This is a genomic window from Verrucosispora sp. WMMD703 (assembly GCF_049178935.1).
Classification (GTDB): Bacteria; Actinomycetota; Actinomycetes; order Mycobacteriales; family Micromonosporaceae; genus Micromonospora; species Micromonospora sediminimaris.
Genome location: NZ_JBMHMM010000004.1, coordinates 3,299,535 through 3,316,235, shown reverse-complemented (window position 1 = coordinate 3,316,235; position 16,701 = coordinate 3,299,535). Strand labels below are relative to the sequence as shown.

18 protein-coding genes are annotated in these 16,701 nt (G+C 71.1%); 7 read left to right on the top strand and 11 right to left on the bottom strand.

What is annotated here, in order from left to right; translation table 11 throughout:
• Window positions 1-42: 42 nt before the first annotated feature.
• Window positions 43-990 (top strand): glycosyl hydrolase family 32, encoded by a 948-nt coding sequence (locus ACN26Z_RS15725; RefSeq protein WP_421461934.1) that lies wholly within the window; start codon window positions 43-45, stop codon window positions 988-990.
• Window positions 991-1,048: 58 nt separating this feature from the next.
• On the opposite strand, the gene ACN26Z_RS15720 is transcribed toward ACN26Z_RS15725, so the two are convergent.
• The 9 genes from ACN26Z_RS15720 to ACN26Z_RS15680 form a co-directional block, all read right to left on the bottom strand.
• Complete coding sequence (locus ACN26Z_RS15720; RefSeq protein WP_421461932.1) at window positions 1,049-2,254, bottom strand: low temperature requirement protein A; 1,206 nt, start codon at window positions 2,252-2,254, stop codon at window positions 1,049-1,051.
• 200 nt (window positions 2,255-2,454) lie between these two features.
• A complete protein-coding gene (locus tag ACN26Z_RS15715) occupies window positions 2,455-3,528 on the bottom strand; it encodes an ABC transporter ATP-binding protein (protein WP_421461930.1) in 1,074 nt (357 codons plus the stop codon).
• Entirely contained in the window at window positions 3,525-4,508 is a 984-nt protein-coding gene (locus ACN26Z_RS15710; protein ID WP_421461928.1) for an ABC transporter ATP-binding protein, read from the bottom strand. The genes ACN26Z_RS15715 and ACN26Z_RS15710 overlap by 4 nt, the downstream gene beginning before the upstream one ends.
• Complete coding sequence (locus ACN26Z_RS15705; RefSeq protein WP_421461927.1) at window positions 4,505-5,395, bottom strand: ABC transporter permease; 891 nt, start codon at window positions 5,393-5,395, stop codon at window positions 4,505-4,507. Before ACN26Z_RS15705 ends, ACN26Z_RS15710 begins: the two co-directional genes overlap by 4 nt.
• Window positions 5,392-6,336 (bottom strand): ABC transporter permease, encoded by a 945-nt coding sequence (locus ACN26Z_RS15700; RefSeq protein WP_164447131.1) that lies wholly within the window; start codon window positions 6,334-6,336, stop codon window positions 5,392-5,394. The genes ACN26Z_RS15705 and ACN26Z_RS15700 overlap by 4 nt, the downstream gene beginning before the upstream one ends.
• A gap of 18 nt (window positions 6,337-6,354) precedes the next feature.
• Window positions 6,355-7,890 (bottom strand): ABC transporter substrate-binding protein, encoded by a 1,536-nt coding sequence (locus ACN26Z_RS15695; protein WP_421461926.1) that lies wholly within the window; start codon window positions 7,888-7,890, stop codon window positions 6,355-6,357.
• Window positions 7,891-8,088: 198 nt separating this feature from the next.
• Window positions 8,089-8,550 carry a hypothetical protein gene (locus ACN26Z_RS15690; RefSeq protein WP_421461924.1) on the bottom strand — a complete coding sequence of 154 codons (462 nt, stop codon included), beginning with the start codon at window positions 8,548-8,550 and terminating at the stop codon, window positions 8,089-8,091.
• Between the two features lie 38 nt (window positions 8,551-8,588).
• Complete coding sequence (locus tag ACN26Z_RS15685) at window positions 8,589-9,221, bottom strand: M23 family metallopeptidase (RefSeq protein WP_421461923.1); 633 nt, start codon at window positions 9,219-9,221, stop codon at window positions 8,589-8,591.
• 31 nt (window positions 9,222-9,252) lie between these two features.
• Entirely contained in the window at window positions 9,253-9,717 is a 465-nt protein-coding gene (locus ACN26Z_RS15680; protein ID WP_421461922.1) for a universal stress protein, read from the bottom strand.
• Between the two features lie 240 nt (window positions 9,718-9,957).
• On the opposite strand from ACN26Z_RS15680, the gene ACN26Z_RS15675 reads away from it, so the two are divergent.
• Together ACN26Z_RS15675 and ACN26Z_RS15670 are read left to right on the top strand one after the other, a co-directional pair.
• A complete protein-coding gene (locus tag ACN26Z_RS15675) occupies window positions 9,958-10,806 on the top strand; it encodes a fumarylacetoacetate hydrolase family protein (protein WP_421461921.1) in 849 nt (282 codons plus the stop codon).
• Window positions 10,803-11,609, top strand: coding sequence for an SDR family NAD(P)-dependent oxidoreductase (locus tag ACN26Z_RS15670; protein ID WP_421461920.1), 807 nt, complete (start codon window positions 10,803-10,805; stop codon window positions 11,607-11,609). Before ACN26Z_RS15675 ends, ACN26Z_RS15670 begins: the two co-directional genes overlap by 4 nt.
• Before the next feature lie 8 nt (window positions 11,610-11,617).
• On the opposite strand, the gene ACN26Z_RS15665 is transcribed toward ACN26Z_RS15670, so the two are convergent.
• Window positions 11,618-12,073 carry a MerR family transcriptional regulator gene (locus ACN26Z_RS15665; protein WP_421461919.1) on the bottom strand — a complete coding sequence of 152 codons (456 nt, stop codon included), beginning with the start codon at window positions 12,071-12,073 and terminating at the stop codon, window positions 11,618-11,620.
• Window positions 12,074-12,115: 42 nt separating this feature from the next.
• Here ACN26Z_RS15665 and ACN26Z_RS15660 point away from each other — a divergent pair, with 42 nt between their 5' ends.
• Complete coding sequence (locus ACN26Z_RS15660; protein ID WP_421461918.1) at window positions 12,116-13,288, top strand: MFS transporter; 1,173 nt, start codon at window positions 12,116-12,118, stop codon at window positions 13,286-13,288.
• 113 nt (window positions 13,289-13,401) lie between these two features.
• Here the strand turns inward: ACN26Z_RS15660 and ACN26Z_RS15655 are convergent, their stop codons facing one another.
• Window positions 13,402-13,908: a hypothetical protein gene (locus ACN26Z_RS15655; RefSeq protein ID WP_421461917.1), complete on the bottom strand. Its 507-nt coding sequence runs from the start codon at window positions 13,906-13,908 to the stop codon at window positions 13,402-13,404.
• A 175-nt stretch (window positions 13,909-14,083) separates the two neighbouring features.
• Between ACN26Z_RS15655 and ACN26Z_RS15650 the strand changes: the two genes are divergently transcribed.
• The 3 genes from ACN26Z_RS15650 to ACN26Z_RS15640 all read left to right on the top strand — a co-directional run bounded on the left by ACN26Z_RS15650 (window position 14,084) and on the right by ACN26Z_RS15640 (window position 16,690).
• On the top strand, window positions 14,084-15,199 hold the full coding sequence (locus ACN26Z_RS15650) for a helix-turn-helix domain-containing protein (RefSeq protein WP_421461916.1): 1,116 nt from the start codon (window positions 14,084-14,086) through the stop codon (window positions 15,197-15,199).
• An 82-nt stretch (window positions 15,200-15,281) separates the two neighbouring features.
• Window positions 15,282-16,472, top strand: coding sequence for a helix-turn-helix domain-containing protein (locus ACN26Z_RS15645; RefSeq protein ID WP_421461915.1), 1,191 nt, complete (start codon window positions 15,282-15,284; stop codon window positions 16,470-16,472).
• Entirely contained in the window at window positions 16,469-16,690 is a 222-nt protein-coding gene (locus ACN26Z_RS15640) for a hypothetical protein (RefSeq protein ID WP_282238650.1), read from the top strand. The genes ACN26Z_RS15645 and ACN26Z_RS15640 overlap by 4 nt, the downstream gene beginning before the upstream one ends.
• Window positions 16,691-16,701: the final 11 nt, after the last annotated feature.

The following is a 16,701-nucleotide window of genomic DNA, read 5'->3' as shown; positions in this document are numbered from 1 at the left end:
CCGCTGTAGTCGCTAAACCGATTCACTGGTACGTTTCCGGCCATGCTTCGACTGCCCGACCACTGGGTGTGGGACAGCTGGTACGCCCAGGACGACGACGGCCGCTGGCACGCGTTCTTCCTGCGTGCCTCCCGAGCCCTGCTGGACCCCCATCGCCGCCACCGGCGCGCCTCGATCGGCCACGCGGTCTCCACCGACCTGCGCTCCTGGCAGCTGCGCGCCGACGCGCTCGTACCCGCCGACGCACCCGCCTGGGACGACCTGGCGACCTGGACCGGCTGCACGGTCCGCGGCCCGGACCAGCGTTGGTACCTCTTCTACACCGGGGTCGGCCGGGCCGAGGACGGCCTGGTGCAGCGCATCGGCCTGGCCGTCTCCGACGACCTGGTCAACTGGCACCGGCACGGCGACGGGCTGCTGCTCGAAGCCGACCCGACCTGGTACGAGCTGCTCGACCGCGAGCTGTGGTACGAGCAGGCCTGGCGCGACCCGTGGGTCTTCCCGGACCCCGACGGCGACGGTTGGCACATGCTGATCACCGCCCGCACCAACCAGGGACCGGGCGACACCCGAGGTGTCGTCGGCCACGCGACCTCCCCCGACCTGGTCAACTGGACGGTCCGGCCGCCGTTGTCCACGCCGGCCGGCTTCGGTCACCTGGAGGTGCCGCAGGTCGCCGTCGTCGACGGACAGCCGCTGCTGCTGTTCTGCACCAATGCCTTCGCCGCCGGCCGGGAACCCGAGTCGCGGCTCTGGGTCGCCACCGGACCGACGGTGCGCGGGCCCTGGGACATCGCCGCCGCCCGGCCGGTCGCGCAGCCGCACCTGTACGCGCCCCGCCTGGTCCCCGACGGCGACGGCTGGTCCCTCATCGGCTTCGTCGAGCACGCCGACGGCGAGTTCGTCGGAGAACTCAGCGATCCCGTTCCGGTCCGCTACGACCCCGCCCTCGGCCTCGTCGCCCGGCACCCGGCGCCCGTCGGTAGGTGAAGTGCCGTCGACGCCCGCCAACGGGCGGTCCCGGTACGCGGGCGCCCGGGCTGACGGGTCACCGGTCGATCGGTGCGGACGCCGGCCGCTGCCCGCCCCGCGCGTACGGCAGTAGGACCACGCCGAGCAGGTAGATGGTGAGCACGCCGATGGCGACCAGGGCCGGCAGCGCCCGGCCGACCGGCAGCAGGAGCAGCGGTACGACGGCGACGGCCAGGTGGCCCGCCCGGGTGCCCCACCCGGACAGATAGCGCACCAGCAGGGTGCCCAGCAGATAGAGCGCGGTGCCCCCGTAGAGTGCCACCACTCCCGGCCATCCGAGGGGTTCCCCACCCGGCGTGTCGGCGGCGGAGATCAACGCCAGCACGTCCTCGAACCCGAGCGCCGTGTAGAGCACCCCGGCGATCAGCGGCAGATGTCCCAGCGAGTAGGCGTCCGCGCCGATCCGGTCCCGCCGCTCACCGTCGGCCCGCAACAGCGCCTGCTCCGCGAGCGGACTGACCCGGTCGAAGTGGACCGACCACAGGCACGCGATCAGGATGAAGCCGATCACCGCGCCGGCGAGCACCGGAAGCTTGGTGACCATGGTGCCGACACCCACCCCGGCCGCGAGGAACGACTCGCCCAGCGCGATGATCAGGACCAGCCCGTGCCGTTCGGCGAAGTACTCGGGGCTGCGCACCGGCCACCCGCCCAGGCGGTTCTGCACCACGCCGCGCTGCCCGCCGATCTCGACCAGGAAGGCCAGCACCCACAGCCAGGTCTGCGCCCATCCGCCGAGCACGGCACCGACCAGCAGCGGGAACCAGGCCAGCACACTCGCCACGGCGAAACGCCGGATCCGCCGCCGCAGCGCCGGCTCGCCCGCCCAGTGGTAGAGCGCCAGGTGGACCGCGCGCAGCAGCACGTACGACAGGGCCAGCAGCAGCGGCCCGTCCAGGCCCGACGCGCTGTCCCAGGCGCCCGGCATGACCAGCGCGGCGACGAAGAACCCGGCCATCGCGGCGAGCACCAGGAGGCGTACCGGCGGCCTGTCGACGCGGGTCTGGTTACCCAGCCAGAGATACCCCGACCAGGCGAACCAGAGCAGCATCAGCAACAGCAGCCCGCGGCCCATCGCCACCGGATCCGGTGGCTTCCCCATGAAGGCGACGATCCGGGTGAGCGTGAAGACGAAGACCAGGTCGAAGAAGATCTCGAACGGCGTGACCGCGCGTACCCCACGCCCCGGCGCCGGCCGACCCACCCGCCACCCACGGCGCACCTGCCGAAGACCCTTCCGTCGGTCAACCCCGCCGCCACCCTGCGGCTTCAGCAAGATGCTAGGCACCAACCACCCCCACCCAGACCCAATTCCCCACCCCAGCCCGCCCAGGTGATCAAGAGGTTTGCGTCGCTTCCCGGCCGGGATCCGACGCAAACTTCTTGATCAACGTGGGGTCGGGCTCGGTCGGAGGTGTCGGGTCACGCGGCGCGCATGGCGCGCACGGACTCCTTGGCGAACAGGCACGCCGCGCGGTGGTCGGGGTCGACCTCGGCCAGCACCGGATCGGTCTCGGCGCACTCCGGACGCGCCTGCGGACAGCGGGTACGGAACCGGCAGCCGCTCGGCGGGTCCACCGGGCTGGGAATGTCACCGCTGAGGATGATCCGGCGGCGTTCCCGCTCGGCCTGCGGGTCGGCGACCGGCACCGCGGACAGCAGCGCGGCGGTGTACGGGTGGGCCGGGTCCCGCCAGATCTGTGCCGGGGTGCCGCTCTCCACGATCCGCCCCAGGTACATCACCGCCATCCGATCGCTCATGTGCTCCACGGCGGCCAGGTCGTGGGCGATGAACAAGTAGGTCAGGCCCAGATCCCGTTGCAGCCGGCGGAGCAGATTCATGATCTGCGCCTGCACGCTCAGGTCGAGCGAGGCGATCGGTTCGTCCAGCACGATCAGGTCCGGTTCGCCGGCCAGGGCACGGGCGATACCGACCCGCTGCCGCTGGCCGCCGGAGAGTTCGTGGGGATGCCGGTCGGCCAGTTCGCCGCGCAACCCGACCATGTCGAGCAGTTCGTCGACCCGGCGGCGGCGGGCGGCACCACCGTCGGTGAGCCGATGCACGATCAACGGCTCGGCGATGCTCGCCCCGATGGTGAGCCGGGGATCGAGGGACGCCTGCGGGTCCTGGAACACCATTGCCACCCGGCGACGCAGCGCCCGCAGCCGTCGTCGGGACCAGCGGGTGACGTCCTCGCCGCCCACCCGCACCGTGCCGGAGGTGGGATCCACCAGCCGGAGCAGCGCCAGCCCGGTGGTGGACTTGCCGCTGCCCGACTCACCGACCAACCCCAGCGTCTCCCCCCGCCGTACCCGCAGGGACACGCCGTCGACGGCCCGCACCACACCGCCCAGCGTCGGGAACCACACCGTCAGATCGTCGAGTTCGGCCACCACCTCGCCCGGCTCCCGCTGCTTCGGCACCACGCCGTGCGCCGTGCCGTCGGCGGACCCGACCGCGCTGAGCCGATGATCCGCTCGCTGCCGCTCGCTCATCGGCGCTCCCCGTCGCTCGGCTGCGGATAGAAGGTGCGGACCTGGTGTCCGGCCGAGACCGGTACCAGCGGCGGCAGCTCGTGCTCGCAGCGGGCGTCACCCCGCACCGGGCAGCGGGGCCAGAACGCGCAGCCCGCCGGCAGATCCAGCGGGCTGGGCGGCGCACCGGCGATGGTGACCAGTTCCGCGCTGCCGGCCGCCGGGTCCGGACGGGCGGCCAGCAGGGCCTTGGTGTACGGGTGCGACGGCGCACCGAAGACGGCGTCGACCGGCCCCTGTTCGAGGATCCGGCCCCCGTACATGACCGCCACGGTGTCGGCGATACCGGCGACCACACCCAGATCGTGGGTGATCCAGACGACCGCGGTGCCGAGCCGCCGTTGCAGGTCGCCGACCAGCTCCACGATCTGGGCCTGGGTGGTGACGTCGAGGGCCGTGGTCGGTTCGTCGGCGATCAGCAGGTCAGGTTCGCAGGCCAGCGCCATGGCGATCACCACCCGCTGGCGCATGCCGCCGGAGAACTGGTGCGGGTACGCGTCCACCCGCTGCCCGGCCGACGGGATGCCGACCATGTCCAGCAGTTCGACGGCGCGGGACCGGGCCGCCCGTCGGGTCAGCCCGAGGTGTTCCTCGGCGGCCTCGGTGACCTGCCGGCCGACGGTGAGCACCGGGTTGAGCGAGGTCATCGGATCCTGGAAGACGAACCCGATGTGCCGCCCCCGCAGTCGCCGACGGCGTTCCTCGGTCACCCCGGTGAGTTCCGTGTCGAGCAGGTGCACCCGCCCGGTCACCCGCGCGGTGCGGGGCGCCAGCCCGGTGGCGGCGAGCACGCTCATGCTCTTGCCGCTGCCGGACTCGCCGACCAGCGCCAGCGTCTCCCCGGGCCGCACCGCCCAGTCGACGCCGGCGACGGCGCGGGCCGGACCACGCCGGGTGCCGATGGTGACGGTGAGGTCCTCGACGGCCAGTACGGGCTTCATGCGGTGCTCCTCCTGGCTTCGCTGACGGTGAGCTGGCGGGGATCCAGCACGTCCCGCAGCGCGTCACCGACCAGGTTGAACGCCAGGACGGTGAGGAAGATCGCCGCACCGGGGAAGAAGCCCAGCCACCAGGCATCGGTGACGAAGCCGCGCCCGTCGAACAGCATCCGGCCCCAGGCCGGATCGGGTGGCTGGACGCCGAGGCCGAGAAAGGACAGCGCCGCCTCGGAAAGGATCGCGAAGGCCAGGGAGAGCGACGTCTGCACGATCAGCGGCGCCGCGATGTTCGGCAACACGTGCCGGCGCATGATCCGCAGGTCGGACGCGCCGACGGAGACCGCGGCCCGGACAAAAACCTGTTCCCGCACCGAGAGCACGCCGGCCCGGGTCACCCGGGCGAAGATCGGCGTGTAGACCACGCCGATCGCCACCATCGCGGTGACCAGGCCCGGACCGAGTACCGCCACGATCGCCACCGCCAGCAGCAGCACCGGGAACGCGAACAGCACGTCCATGCAGCGCATCAGCACGTTGTCGAGCCAGCCCCGGTAGTAGCCGGCGAACAGCCCGAGGGTCGCCCCCACCACCAGCGCGATGCCGACGCTGACCAGGCCGACCTGCAACGACACCCGGGCGGCGACCATGACCCGGCTGAGCACGTCACGGCCCAACTCGTCGGTGCCGAACGGGTGTGCCCAGCTCGGCGGCTGAAGCATCTGGTCGACGTTCACCTCGTTGATGCCCGACGGAGCCAGCCACGAGCCGCCCACGCCCACCACGACCAGCACCAGCAACACCAGGCTGCCGGTCAGGGCCAGCGGATCGCGCCGCAGCGCGGCGAGCACCCGGCGCAACTGCCCCTCATGGTTGATCGTCTGCTCGCTCATTTGACCGTGATCCTCGGGTCGAGACGGGCGTAGAGGATGTCGACCAGCAGGTTGACCAGGAGGAACAGCGCCGCCACCAGCAGCACCGCCCCTTGCAGGACCGGATAGTCCCGGGCTGCGACAGCGTCGTAGGTGAGCCGCCCGATGCCGGGCCAGGCGAACAGCACCTCGATCACGATCACCCCGCCGAGCAGGCTGGCCAACTGCACCGCCACCACGGTCACCACCGGAATGAGGGCGTTGCGCAGCACGTGCCGCAACACCACCACCCGGGTACGCAGTCCCTTCGCCTCGGCGGTGCGCACGTAGTCCTCGGAGAGCACCTCCAGCATCGACGAGCGGATGAACCTGGTCAGGATCGAGGCGGTGACCAGGCCGACCGTGGCGGCGGGCAGCGCCACGTGGGACGCCCAGCGCCCCGGATCCTCGGTGAGCGCGACGTACCCCGACGGCGGCAGCCAGCCGAGCACCCCGGAGAAGAGCAGGATGCCCATGATTCCCATCCAGAAGTCCGGCACCGAGACACCGAACTGGCTGAACACCCGGGCCGCGTGGTCGACAAGCGAGCCGCTGCGGATGGCCGAGACGATCCCCAACGGAAAGGCGATCGCCATGGCGAACACCACCGCGGTGACCGCCAGCGACAGGGTCGCCGGCAGCCGCTCCAGAACGATCGCGGTGACCGGGCGTCCACTGCGGAAGCTGACCCCGAGGTCGCCGGTCAGCGCCCGCCGCAGGTAGTCGAAGTACTGCACCACAAGTGGCTGGTCCAGCCCCGCCCGGGCCCGCAACGCCTCGTACGTCTGCGGGTCGAAGCGGGTGCCGAGGGCGACCCGGACCGGGTCACCCGGCACCAGTTGGAGCAGCAGGAACACCACGAGGGTCACGCCGAGCAGCACGACGGCCGACTGCAACAGCCGACGGATGACGAAGCGGGCCACCTGAGGTCCCCCGCCGGGTCACCGAGCGAGAGCCACGTCGCGGAACCGGATCGCCCGGTCCGTGCGTACCTCGTAGCCGCTGACCTGCTTGGACCAGCCCTGGGCCACGTCCGGGTTGTAGAGGTAGATGTAGCTGGCGTCGTCCACGATCTGCTTGGCCACCTGCTCGTACTGCTGCTTGCGGGCGGCCTGGTCGGTCTCCGTCCGGGCCTGGTCGAGCAGCCGGTCCACATTCGGGTTGGCGTACTCGTGGAAGTTGAACGTGCCGTCGCTGTGGTGCTGGGCGTAGTAGAACTCGTCAGGGTCGATGTTGCCCAGCCAGCCGAGCATGAACGAGTCGAACTTGCCGGCACCCTGCTCGTCGAGCCACTGCGCGAAGTCCAGCGTACGGATCTCGACGGTGATCCCGACGGCCTCCAACTGGGAGGCGATGACCTGGGCGGCGGTGACCGTCTCCGGGTACTCGTTGGTGACCATGAGGTCCATGGTCAGGCCGCTCACCCCGGCCTGGTCGAGCAGTTGCTTGGCCTGGTTGACGTCGTGGGTGTACGGCGCGTACTCGTAGTAGAAGGCGCTGTTCTGGGGGATGGCGGTCTGGTTGACCGTGGCCAGCCCGAACTTGGCGGCCTTGGTGATCGCCTCACGGTCCAGCGCGAAGGCGATGGCCCGGCGGACGTTGACGTCGTCGTACGGCTTGCGCGCCTGGTTGAGCGCGAGATACCAGTAGTCGGTCGAGGGCACCGACTGCACCGTCGGGTCGTCCCCGTCGAGCAACGCCGGCACCTGCTGCGGTGGCAGGTTGTCGGTCCAGTGCACCTCACCGCCGCGCAGGTTCTGCAGGGCGACGGTGGGGTCGCTGACGAAGGTGAACCGGACGCCGTCCAGCTTGGGCTTCTCGCCCCAGTAGTTGTCGTTGCGGACCAGCCGGATGCTGTCGCCGGAGCTGTAGTTCTCCACGGCGAACGGGCCACTGCCGACCGGCTTGGTGGTGATCTCGCCGGATTCCACGTTGGCCTTCTGGACGATCGCCACGCCCTTGAAGCCACCGAGGTTGGCCAGCAGGTTCGGGGTCGGCGCGTTGAGGGTCACCACCACGGTCTTCGGGTCGGTGGCCTCGATCGACTTCACGGTGCCGAACTTGTACGCGTTGTTCAGCTTCTCGTCGATGATCCGGTTGTAGGAGTAGACGACGTCCTCGGCGGTAAGCGGCGAACCGTCGGAGAACTTGACGCCCTCGCGGAGGGTGAACGTCCAGGTCAGCTGATCCTCGCTGGTGGTCCACTCGGTGGCCAGGGAAGGCTTCATCTCCAGGTTGGCGTCCGGCTCGACGAGCGTGTCGAAGACGTTCTCCAGCACCTGGAAGCTGTAGTAGGCGGAGGTCTTGTGCGGATCGAGCTGGTCGGGCTCACCGCCGATCGCGGCGTTGAGCACGCCTCCGGCGCCCGCCGTGTCGTTGCCGTCGACGTCGACGCCCTCGCCCCCACTGCATCCCGCCGCGGCGGCGAGCATCAGGGCGATCGTCGCGCCGGCCAACCGGAATCTGGTCCTGGACATGGTCCTCCCCTGGATTCTTCCCCGGCAGTCGAAAGATCTTGCGAGTCTGGTCCCCCGACCTAGCGATGTCAACACAAAACGTGGCAAATTGCCCTGGTCGCCGCCGCCCTGCTCGCCCACGCTAACCGCAAACCCGCCGGCCGGCAGGGCTCGGACCGGTGGGCGGACACGTTCGCCGTCAAGCTGTGACCCGGGCGGTCAGAGGCAGCACCAGCAGTAGAGGTGGTGACCGGCGGCCTGGGCACGGCGGGCCAGGGCGCTGATCTCCTCGATCACCGGCAGCAGTTCATCCGGCGGCAGCGGCTCACCCCAGGCCAGCTCCTCGATCTGCCCCCACCGCGCCGACAGCTCGGGAGACTGAGCGGCAGTGATCGACGCCAGGGTGTCCCTGGTGGCATCGTCGAGGACCATCAACCATGGCCCTTCGTCGCCACCGCTCCAGATCAGCCGCTGCTCGATCAGATCGGTGGACCAGGCCAGCCCGCGCACGAAGCCGACCAGCTTGCCGAGGGTCACCGCCGGCTCGATGCCCTTGAGGTCGATCGCGTCCACCCCGGGGCGGCCCCCGGACACGGCGACCGGACCGCCGTCGAGCTCCGCCATCAACCCGATCGCGGCGTCGTCGTCAGCCGCCCGGAAGTAGTCATACAGAACACCCATGGGACGTACCCCATCAGGTGGGTACGACAGCGCCCGCGCTACGGACAGTTGTTGCTGGTCAGCCGCAGCGTGTACTCGGCGTCGTCGTTGGTGATGCCCGACGGGGCGCCGTCGAAGTAGGTCTCCACCTTCTGCCAGCCGCGCCGCTGCTCGTAGTGCAGATGCGGGGCGCCGGAGTTGCCGGTGCTGCCGATCCGGCCGATCTGCTGGCCCTGGACGACCCGCTGGCCGGCCTGCACCAGCGGCGGCTCCAGCAGATGCAGGTACTGGGTCTCCCACCGGCCGCCGTGGTCGATCTTCACCCAGTAGCCACCACCACGACCCCGCGGGCCGTCCGGATTGTCCGGGGTACGACCACCAAGCGACCCGTTGATCCCGGCCACGGTGACGGTGCCCTCGTACGAGGCGAGCACCGGTTGTCCCCACGGGTCGCCGGAGAGCGGGAAGAAGTCCACGTCGTAGTCGCCGTGCCCCGGGTAGGTGCCGACCTGCCAGGTCTCGCCGCAGCCGACCGGCATCTGGAACAGCGGGCGGGGTCCCGGCGGGCGCAGCACGATCACGGCCGCCACGGCCAGGGCGATCACGATGCCGAGGCTGAACAGGAGCCCGAACCGGGTACGGCGGGCGCGGCGGTGGGAACGGGGGTGGCCGGTCGTCACGGCCCAGAGCATGTCAGAGACCGGCAACCCCCGTCGGTCGCCCTCAGGCCGGCACCGCCGGCACGGCGGGACCGCTCGGCGCCGGCACCGGCACCGGGAGCACCACCACCGGACAGGTCGCCTTGCGTACGCACTCCTCACTTACCGAGCCGAGCACGGTGTGCCGCAGCCGGCCGTGCCCGTGGCTGCCCAGCACCAGCAGGTCGGCGCCACGGGCGGCGGCGGTCAGCACGTCGGCCGGCCGGCCCTCGACGACCTCGGCCGAGACCGGTGCCGCCGACGCGCCCCGGGTGACCTCGCCGATCTCCCGGGCCAGCAGGGCGGTGGCCCGCTCCTCCTCCTCGATCGGATTGGGCGCGACCATGGCACCACCGTCCAGGCCGTCCCACCGCCAGGCGGTCACCGCCTGCACGGTGCCGTTGCGCTCGGCCGCCTCACCGACCGCCCACCGCAGGGCACGCCGCCCACCGTCCGAACCATCGACGCCCACGACAATCAGATACGTCATCGTTCTCACCTCTCTCCGTCCTGCTTCCAGTGCAGCGCCCGGACGTGGTGCGGACCAGCGGCCGGAGTCCCCTCCGGACGGGTCGGACGGCCCTGGGCCGGGCAGGACCTGCGACCCGGTCGAGCCGCCCGAATTCCACGGAAGATCGCCGTCGATCATCGGCCTTGTGAGGCGTCACGATCACCTGGTAGACATCACATGTCTTGCGGCTCGTTCGCGCCGCGGTATCTGGGGGTGACGGTGAAGCTGCTGCGAGTGGGCCCTCCGGGGCGGGAGACGCCGGCACTGCTCGACGAGGCCGGCCAACTCCGTGACCTCAGCGGTGTGACCGACGACCTGGACCCCGCCTTCCTGGCCACCGACGGCCTGGCCCGCCTGGCCGGCATCTCCCGGCACGATCTGTCTCCGATGGACCCCACCGACCTGCGGATCGGCCCCCCACTGCGCCCCGGAAAGATCGTCTGCATCGGGCTGAACTACCGCGACCACGCCGCCGAGACCGGCACGGCCCTGCCCGCCGAGCCGGTGGTCTTCCTCAAGGCGGCGGACACGGTGGTCGGTCCCGACGACCCCGTGCTGGTGCCCCGCGGCAGCACCAGGACGGACTGGGAGGTCGAACTCGCCGTCGTCATCGGCCGCAAGGCGCGCTACCTGCCGTCGGCCGAGGCGGCGCTGGACTGCGTCGCCGGGTACGCCATCTCCCACGACGTCTCCGAGCGGGAATTCCAGCTCGACCGGGGCGGCCAGTGGGACAAGGGCAAGTCCTGCGAGACGTTCAACCCGCTCGGCCCGTGGCTGGTGACCGCCGACGAGGTCCCCGATCCGCAGGACCTGCGGCTGCGGCTCTGGGTCAACGGAGTGCTGCGGCAGGACGGCACCACCAAGGACATGGTCTTCCCGGTGGCCGAGATCGTCCGCTACCTGAGCCAGTTCATGGTGCTCTACCCCGGCGACGTGATCAACACCGGCACCCCGGCCGGCGTCGCCCTCGGGCAGCCGGAGCCCAAGCCGTACCTGGTCGCCGGGGACGTGGTCGAGTTGGAGATCGACGGCCTGGGCCGGCAACGTCAGACGCTGGTACCGGCATGACCGGCGACGGGCCGGGGTTCGCTGGCGAACCCGTCGCCGGCTCGGGCGAGTTCACCGGGTTGGCGGCGGTGGTCACCGGCGGCGCCTCCGGCATCGGCCTGGCCACGGCCACCCTGCTGGCCGAGCGGGGCGCCCGGGTGGCCTGCCTGGACCTGAACGCACAGCACGTACCCGAGCCGTTGCTCGGGCTGGCCGCCGACGTGACCGACGACGCGTCGGTACGGGCCGCGATCGCCGCCGCCCACGAGACGTTCGGCGGCCTGGACGTCCTGGTCAACAACGCCGCCGTCGGTGCGGTCGGCACCATCGAGGCCGGCACCGATGAGCAATGGCACCAGGTTCTCGACGTCAACGTGGTCGGCATCGTCCGGGTGACCCGGGCCGCGCTGCCGCACCTGCGCGCCTCCGCGCACGCCGCGATCGTCAACATCGGTTCCATCGCCGCCTGGCTCGGGCTGCCGCAGCGGGCCCTCTACAGCGCCAGCAAGGGGGCGGTGCAGGCGCTCACCCTGGCGATGGCCGCCGACTACGTCACCGCCGGCATCCGGGTGAACTGCGTCAACCCCGGCACGGCGGACACCCCGTGGGTACGTCGGCTGCTCGACGCCGCCGACGATCCGGCGGCGGAACTGGCCGCGTTGCGGGCCCGCCAGCCCACCGGTCGTCTCACCACCCCGCAGGAGGTCGCTGCGGCCGTGGCGTACCTCGCCAGTCCGCTGTCCGGATCGACCACCGGCAGCGTGCTCGCCGTCGACGGCGGCATGCACGGCCTCCGCCTGCCCACGCCGACGACCCGGGCCTGAGCGGCAGCTCAGCGGGCGAGACCGATCGCCGGGCCGGCCTTGCGGACCGACCGGCGGGCCACCGCAACGCCCGGATCACCGGGATGGCCGGGCCCCACCACGTCACCGCGTACGTCGGCGACGATTGTGGCGAGCAGGTCCCGGCTGGACCGCAGCGACTCGATCTTCTCGGTCAGCAGGTCCAACTCGCCCTGAAGGGTGTCGGCCAGGCGGGCCCGGTCGGCCGGCTCGTCGGGGATCGCGGCCCGGCCGTCCAGCAGGAACCGCAGCGCCTGTCCGACCACTCCGGACGGCAGCGCGGCCGACAGCATGCACCGGATCCGGGCCACCCGGTCGACGTCGGATTCCTGGTAGATCCGGTAGCCCGACTCGGTGCGTACCGGCGTCAGCAGGCCCTGCTCCTCGTAGTAGCGCAGCATCCGCACCGACGCGCCGGTCCGCGCGCTCAACTCACCGATCCGCATCGCTTGACTCTAACGTCGGTGTGAGGCTTTAGCGTCCCCTCTGTGATCATCTACGTACTCTTCGTCTGCTCCTTCGCCGTGGCCACCGCCGAGTTCGTGCTCGTCGGCCTGCTCCCCCAAGTCGCCACCGACCTGGACGTCTCCGTGGCCGCCGCCGGGCAGTTGGTCACCGCGTACATGATCGTGGTGACCGTGGGCGGCCCGGTCGCCACCGTGCTGACCCGTCGGCTGCCACGCCGGAAACTGCTCGCCGGCACCATGGCGCTCGCCACGGTGTCCGCGGTAGCCAGCGCCATGGCCACCTCGTACCCGATGCTGCTGTCGGCCCGGTTGGGCTCGGCGCTGGCGCAGGCGCTGTTCATGGCGGTGGCCTCCCAGGTGGCGATGGCCTCGGTCCCGCCGGAGCGGCAGACCGTCGCGGTGGCCCGGCTGTTCGGCGGGTTCGCCCTGGCCACCGTGCTCGGCCTGCCGCTGGGCAGCCTGATCGGTGAGGCGTACGGCTGGCCGGTCACCTTCGTGGCCGTGGCCGGCATGGCCGCGCTGGGGCTGCTCGGCGTGCTCGTCTTCTGCCCCCGCATTCCCACCCCGCCACCGGCCGGCGTCCGCGACAGCGTCGGTGCGCTGCTGCGCCCCGGCATCTACGCCGGACTCGGCGTCACCCTGCTGGCGCTCACCGGTTTCGTGGCCGCCTTCACCTACGTCGCGCCGATGCTGCGCACCGTCACCGGACTGAGCCCCGGCTGGGTGAGCGTCGGTCTGGTCGGCTACGGCCTCGGCACCATCGCCGGCAACCTCCTCGCCGGCCGGGTACGCCCCGAGGCGATCACCCGCCGGCTGCCCCTCGCCGTCGGCGCGCTGACCGCGATCCTGCTGGTGCAGCCAGTCCTGCTGCCGGTGGCCCCGCTGGCGCTGGCCGGGCTGGCCCTGCTGGGCGCGGCGGCGTTCCTGGTCGTGCCGCTGGTCCAGACCTGGCTGATGGGTCAGGTCGACGCGGCCACCACCGGCCTGGTCGCCGCCGTCAACATCTCCGTCGCCGGTGCCGCCGGAGCCCTCGGCGCCGCGCTCGGCGGCACGGTGCTCGCGGTCGGCCTCGGCCCGGCCTGGATCGGCCCGGTCGCCGCCGTCTCCGTCCTGGCCGCCACCATCGTCGCCACCCGCCTCCCCCGGGTTCTCTCGTCACGCGGGCCTTCGCCCGCCGCACTGCTCGACCGCTGAGCACAGGAGTCGGTCGTGCCGTCGGGCGGGAGACCGCACCGACTAGCGAGACGCACCATGCGTGGGAAGCGTCAGGTCAGGGAGAGCCGTTCATGTCTCCCTGACCTGTGGTGTCAGCGGATGATCGGGGTGGTCTTGACGAAGATGGGTGGCGGCTCGGGCGGCCGGGGCGGCAATGCTATGCCGACCGGGAGTGTCTGACCGTCCCACAGCAGCAGGATCTCGTTGGTTCGCGAGCCGGTGCTGATCCACTCGATCAGGATCACCACAAAGGACGCGCCCGGCAGCACCACGCCCTCGTCCAGCCCCTCGATTTCGCTGATCTTGAATCCTCGGGACTGCACCTTGACACCTGTCGCCGGTTCGTTGCCGACGTTACGGATCACGTACGGCGTCCCGATCTCCATCCGGCGGCTACGAGGAAGCTCGGCCTGCCAGGACACCGGCGGAGGTGCCTGCGGTACAGCCAGTTCGGCGGCGACAGCCTGCCGCTCGGCGGCATCAGCGGCGCGCTGAGCGTGCCGCAGCGACCGTACCGACACCGCCAGGGCCGTCGTGGAGAAGATGACAGACGATACGACACCGGCCCACGCCGCCGCGTCGCCGTAGCTCACCGCCATGCCCGGAAGGGTAGCCCCACCCCGCACCTGGTCCATCCACCGTCGAGCGATGCCATCGGGGCCGCCCGTCCGACAATGTTGCCGGGAAGAGTTACTCGGCGACCGTGCAGGTGTACGGTCCGAAGTGGCGGCTCCGAGTTAAGAGCTGCGGATCCTCGCGTTCGGGGGCGTCGACATGGCAGTCATCGCGGATGGTCGGTTCGGTGAGGAACTGCGTAGGCTCCGCCTGTTGGCGGGCCTGTCACTACGGCAGCTCGCTCCGCTTGTCCTGTCCAGTCGAGGGCATCTGCACGATCTGGAGACGGGTCGACGCCGGCCAGCCGTAGACCTGGCCGCACGACTCGACGATGTGCTCGACACCGACGGCGTCCTGTCCGGCATGCTGCATCCATCGCCCGCGCCGCGCGACCCTGAGCGCTTGTCCTATGTCGCCGAGCATCCCCGTCGTGTCGACCCTGCGACCCTGCACACCTTGGCCGAGTTGCTCGCCGCGCATCGTCGGCTGGAAGACACCCTCGGCTCCACACCACTGTTGCCGACGATGCGTACCCAACTGGACCTGGTCACCACACTCGTAGCGGAGGCAACCTCGGAGCTGCGACCGAAGGTGGTTGACCTCGCCGCACAGTGGGCCCAATTCGGTGGGTGGCTGTACGCCGCCAGCGACCGGCCTCGGCTCGCCAGCCGTTGGTACGGCACGGCCCTGGAGTGGGGCACTGAGGCGGGTAATCCGGACATGGTCGCCACGGTGCTCAGCATGCGAGGACATATCGCCTGGTCGGAGCGGCGTTCGCACCCGATGATCGGGCTTTCTGCGGCGGCGGCACGACAGCCGGCCAGCCCTGGCATACGTGCCATTGCCATCCAACAACAAGCCCGTGGTCAAGCGCTGCTCGGCGAGGCGGACTTCGTGACCGCCCTGCTCGATCAGGCTGCGGAGTTGATGGAGGCGGCCCGCCAGGCACCCGACCGCGAGCCGCCATGGATCTACTTCCACTCAGCCGCCTACCTGACCATGCAGCGCGGCCTCGCCTACCGGCTCCTCGGCTGGAATGCGCAGGCGATCGAGTATCTGCGGTTGGGGCTGTCCGGGCTGCCGCCAGAGGCTGCCGGCGCCGCCTGGACCGGGCCCTACCTCCTGCGTCTGGCGGCGGCGCTCGTCGACACCGGAGACGCCAGTGAAGCGCTGAGCATCTACGAGAGAGTCCGAAGCATCGGGCAGGCGACCCACACGGTCAGCCTCGTTGACCAAGCCGAGGGGGCCGTCCGCGCAATGTCCGCAGGTAGATAGCAGACACCCACCCCCTCGACCGTCACCGTCCGATCACTGAATGCTGATCGAGGGCACATAGTGCCTGCTCAGGGAGGTGACGATGAGGGACGAGGTGCCGATCGGGCGGCGGGTGGCGTACTGGCGGGCGCGGCGGCGGATGTCGCAGCAGGTGTTCGCCGACCGGCTCGGCAAGTCCAAGAGCTGGGTGGACAAGGTCGAGCGCGGGGTACGGGCCCTGGACAGGGTTTCCACGCTGCGGGACATCGCTGCCGCGCTGCGGATCGATCAGGCGTTGCTGCTCGGCCAGGACAGTCGACCTGCCGAAGCGACCACCAGCGTCGAGGGCGTCGAGTTGATCCGGGCGGCACTGTCCGCGTACGACATTGCCTTGGATCGGCCCGCGGCGCGCCGGGACGCGCCGGACGCGGCTCGGCTGGCGCGGGGCGTCGCGCATGCCTGGACCAGTTTTCAGCATGCGCGGTACCCGGCGCTTATCGGTCTGCTGCCCGAGTTGCTGGCCGGGACACAGCGCGGTCACGCCCACGATCCGCAGGCGGGCCGGGTTCCGCTGGTGGAGGCGTACCGGGTGACCGCTTCGCTGCTGGTGAAGCTCGACGAGACCGAGTTGGCCTGGCTCGCCGCCGACCGGGCGATGACGGTCGCGACCGGTGATCCCCTACTGGTGGCCGCCGCCACCGTGCAGCTCGGCCAGGTGTTGCGGGCGGCTGGTCGCGCGCGGGAGGCGGGCACGGCGGCACTGGCCGCGGCGTACCGGATCGGGCAGACCGACCTCGACGTGGCACGCATGTCGCTCTGCGGGACGTTGCTCGTGCAGGCGGCGCTCGCGGCAGCCCGGCACGGCGACGACCGGGCCGCCGCCCGCGTCGACGAGGCCGCCGACCTGGCCGCCGAGGTCGGCGACGGCAACGATCATCATCACACCAGCTTCGGCCCGACTGCCGTGGCGCTCGCCCGGGTCGCTGTCGCGATCGATCTGGGTACGCCGGACGAGGCGATCGTCCGACACGAGAAAGCTGTCGGACGGGACGGCTGGCGGTGGCTGCCGCCGGAGCATCGGGCCGCTCATCTGATCGACGCCGGTCGTGCGTACCTTCAGGTTGCCGACCCGGTGAACGCGGCCCGGGTGCTGCTGGAGGCCGACCGGACCGCCCCCGCCGAGGTACGCCGCCGACCCGCCGCCCGGAACGTGCTCGCCGCCACGGTCCGCCATCCGGGTGCTCCCGCCACGATCGTCGCGCTGGCCGCCACCCTCGGGGTGGCCCGCGCATGACCGCACCGTTGCTCACCCTGGCGCAGATCCTCAACCGGCTCACCCTGACCGCCCGCTGGACGCTCCGTGACCACGAGCAGGCCTCCGACGGTCGCTGCCCGATCTGCCGCGTCCCCGACTGTGCCGTGGCCACCGCCGCCCGCAACCTCCTCACCACCCTCAGGCAGACCCGCTGGACCGGGGACGGTGACACTTTGGATCCGTGGCAGTCGCGGTAGTCGACACGCCG

Coding starts and splice junctions, on each gene's coding strand:
- ACN26Z_RS15695 (WP_421461926.1), bottom strand. CDS start 7,890: ATGTCCAGGACCAGATTCCGGTTGGCCGGCGCGACGATCGCCCTGATG.
- ACN26Z_RS15650 (WP_421461916.1), top strand. CDS start 14,084: ATGGCAGTCATCGCGGATGGTCGGTTCGGTGAGGAACTGCGTAGGCTC.
- ACN26Z_RS15710 (WP_421461928.1), bottom strand. CDS start 4,508: ATGAAGCCCGTACTGGCCGTCGAGGACCTCACCGTCACCATCGGCACC.
- ACN26Z_RS15665 (WP_421461919.1), bottom strand. CDS start 12,073: ATGCGGATCGGTGAGTTGAGCGCGCGGACCGGCGCGTCGGTGCGGATG.
- ACN26Z_RS15725 (WP_421461934.1), top strand. CDS start 43: ATGCTTCGACTGCCCGACCACTGGGTGTGGGACAGCTGGTACGCCCAG.
- ACN26Z_RS15670 (WP_421461920.1), top strand. CDS start 10,803: ATGACCGGCGACGGGCCGGGGTTCGCTGGCGAACCCGTCGCCGGCTCG.
- ACN26Z_RS15690 (WP_421461924.1), bottom strand. CDS start 8,550: ATGGGTGTTCTGTATGACTACTTCCGGGCGGCTGACGACGACGCCGCG.
- ACN26Z_RS15680 (WP_421461922.1), bottom strand. CDS start 9,717: ATGACGTATCTGATTGTCGTGGGCGTCGATGGTTCGGACGGTGGGCGG.
- ACN26Z_RS15705 (WP_421461927.1), bottom strand. CDS start 5,395: ATGAGCGAGCAGACGATCAACCATGAGGGGCAGTTGCGCCGGGTGCTC.
- ACN26Z_RS15715 (WP_421461930.1), bottom strand. CDS start 3,528: ATGAGCGAGCGGCAGCGAGCGGATCATCGGCTCAGCGCGGTCGGGTCC.
- ACN26Z_RS15685 (WP_421461923.1), bottom strand. CDS start 9,221: ATGCTCTGGGCCGTGACGACCGGCCACCCCCGTTCCCACCGCCGCGCC.
- ACN26Z_RS15640 (WP_282238650.1), top strand. CDS start 16,469: ATGACCGCACCGTTGCTCACCCTGGCGCAGATCCTCAACCGGCTCACC.
- ACN26Z_RS15645 (WP_421461915.1), top strand. CDS start 15,282: ATGAGGGACGAGGTGCCGATCGGGCGGCGGGTGGCGTACTGGCGGGCG.
- ACN26Z_RS15655 (WP_421461917.1), bottom strand. CDS start 13,908: ATGGCGGTGAGCTACGGCGACGCGGCGGCGTGGGCCGGTGTCGTATCG.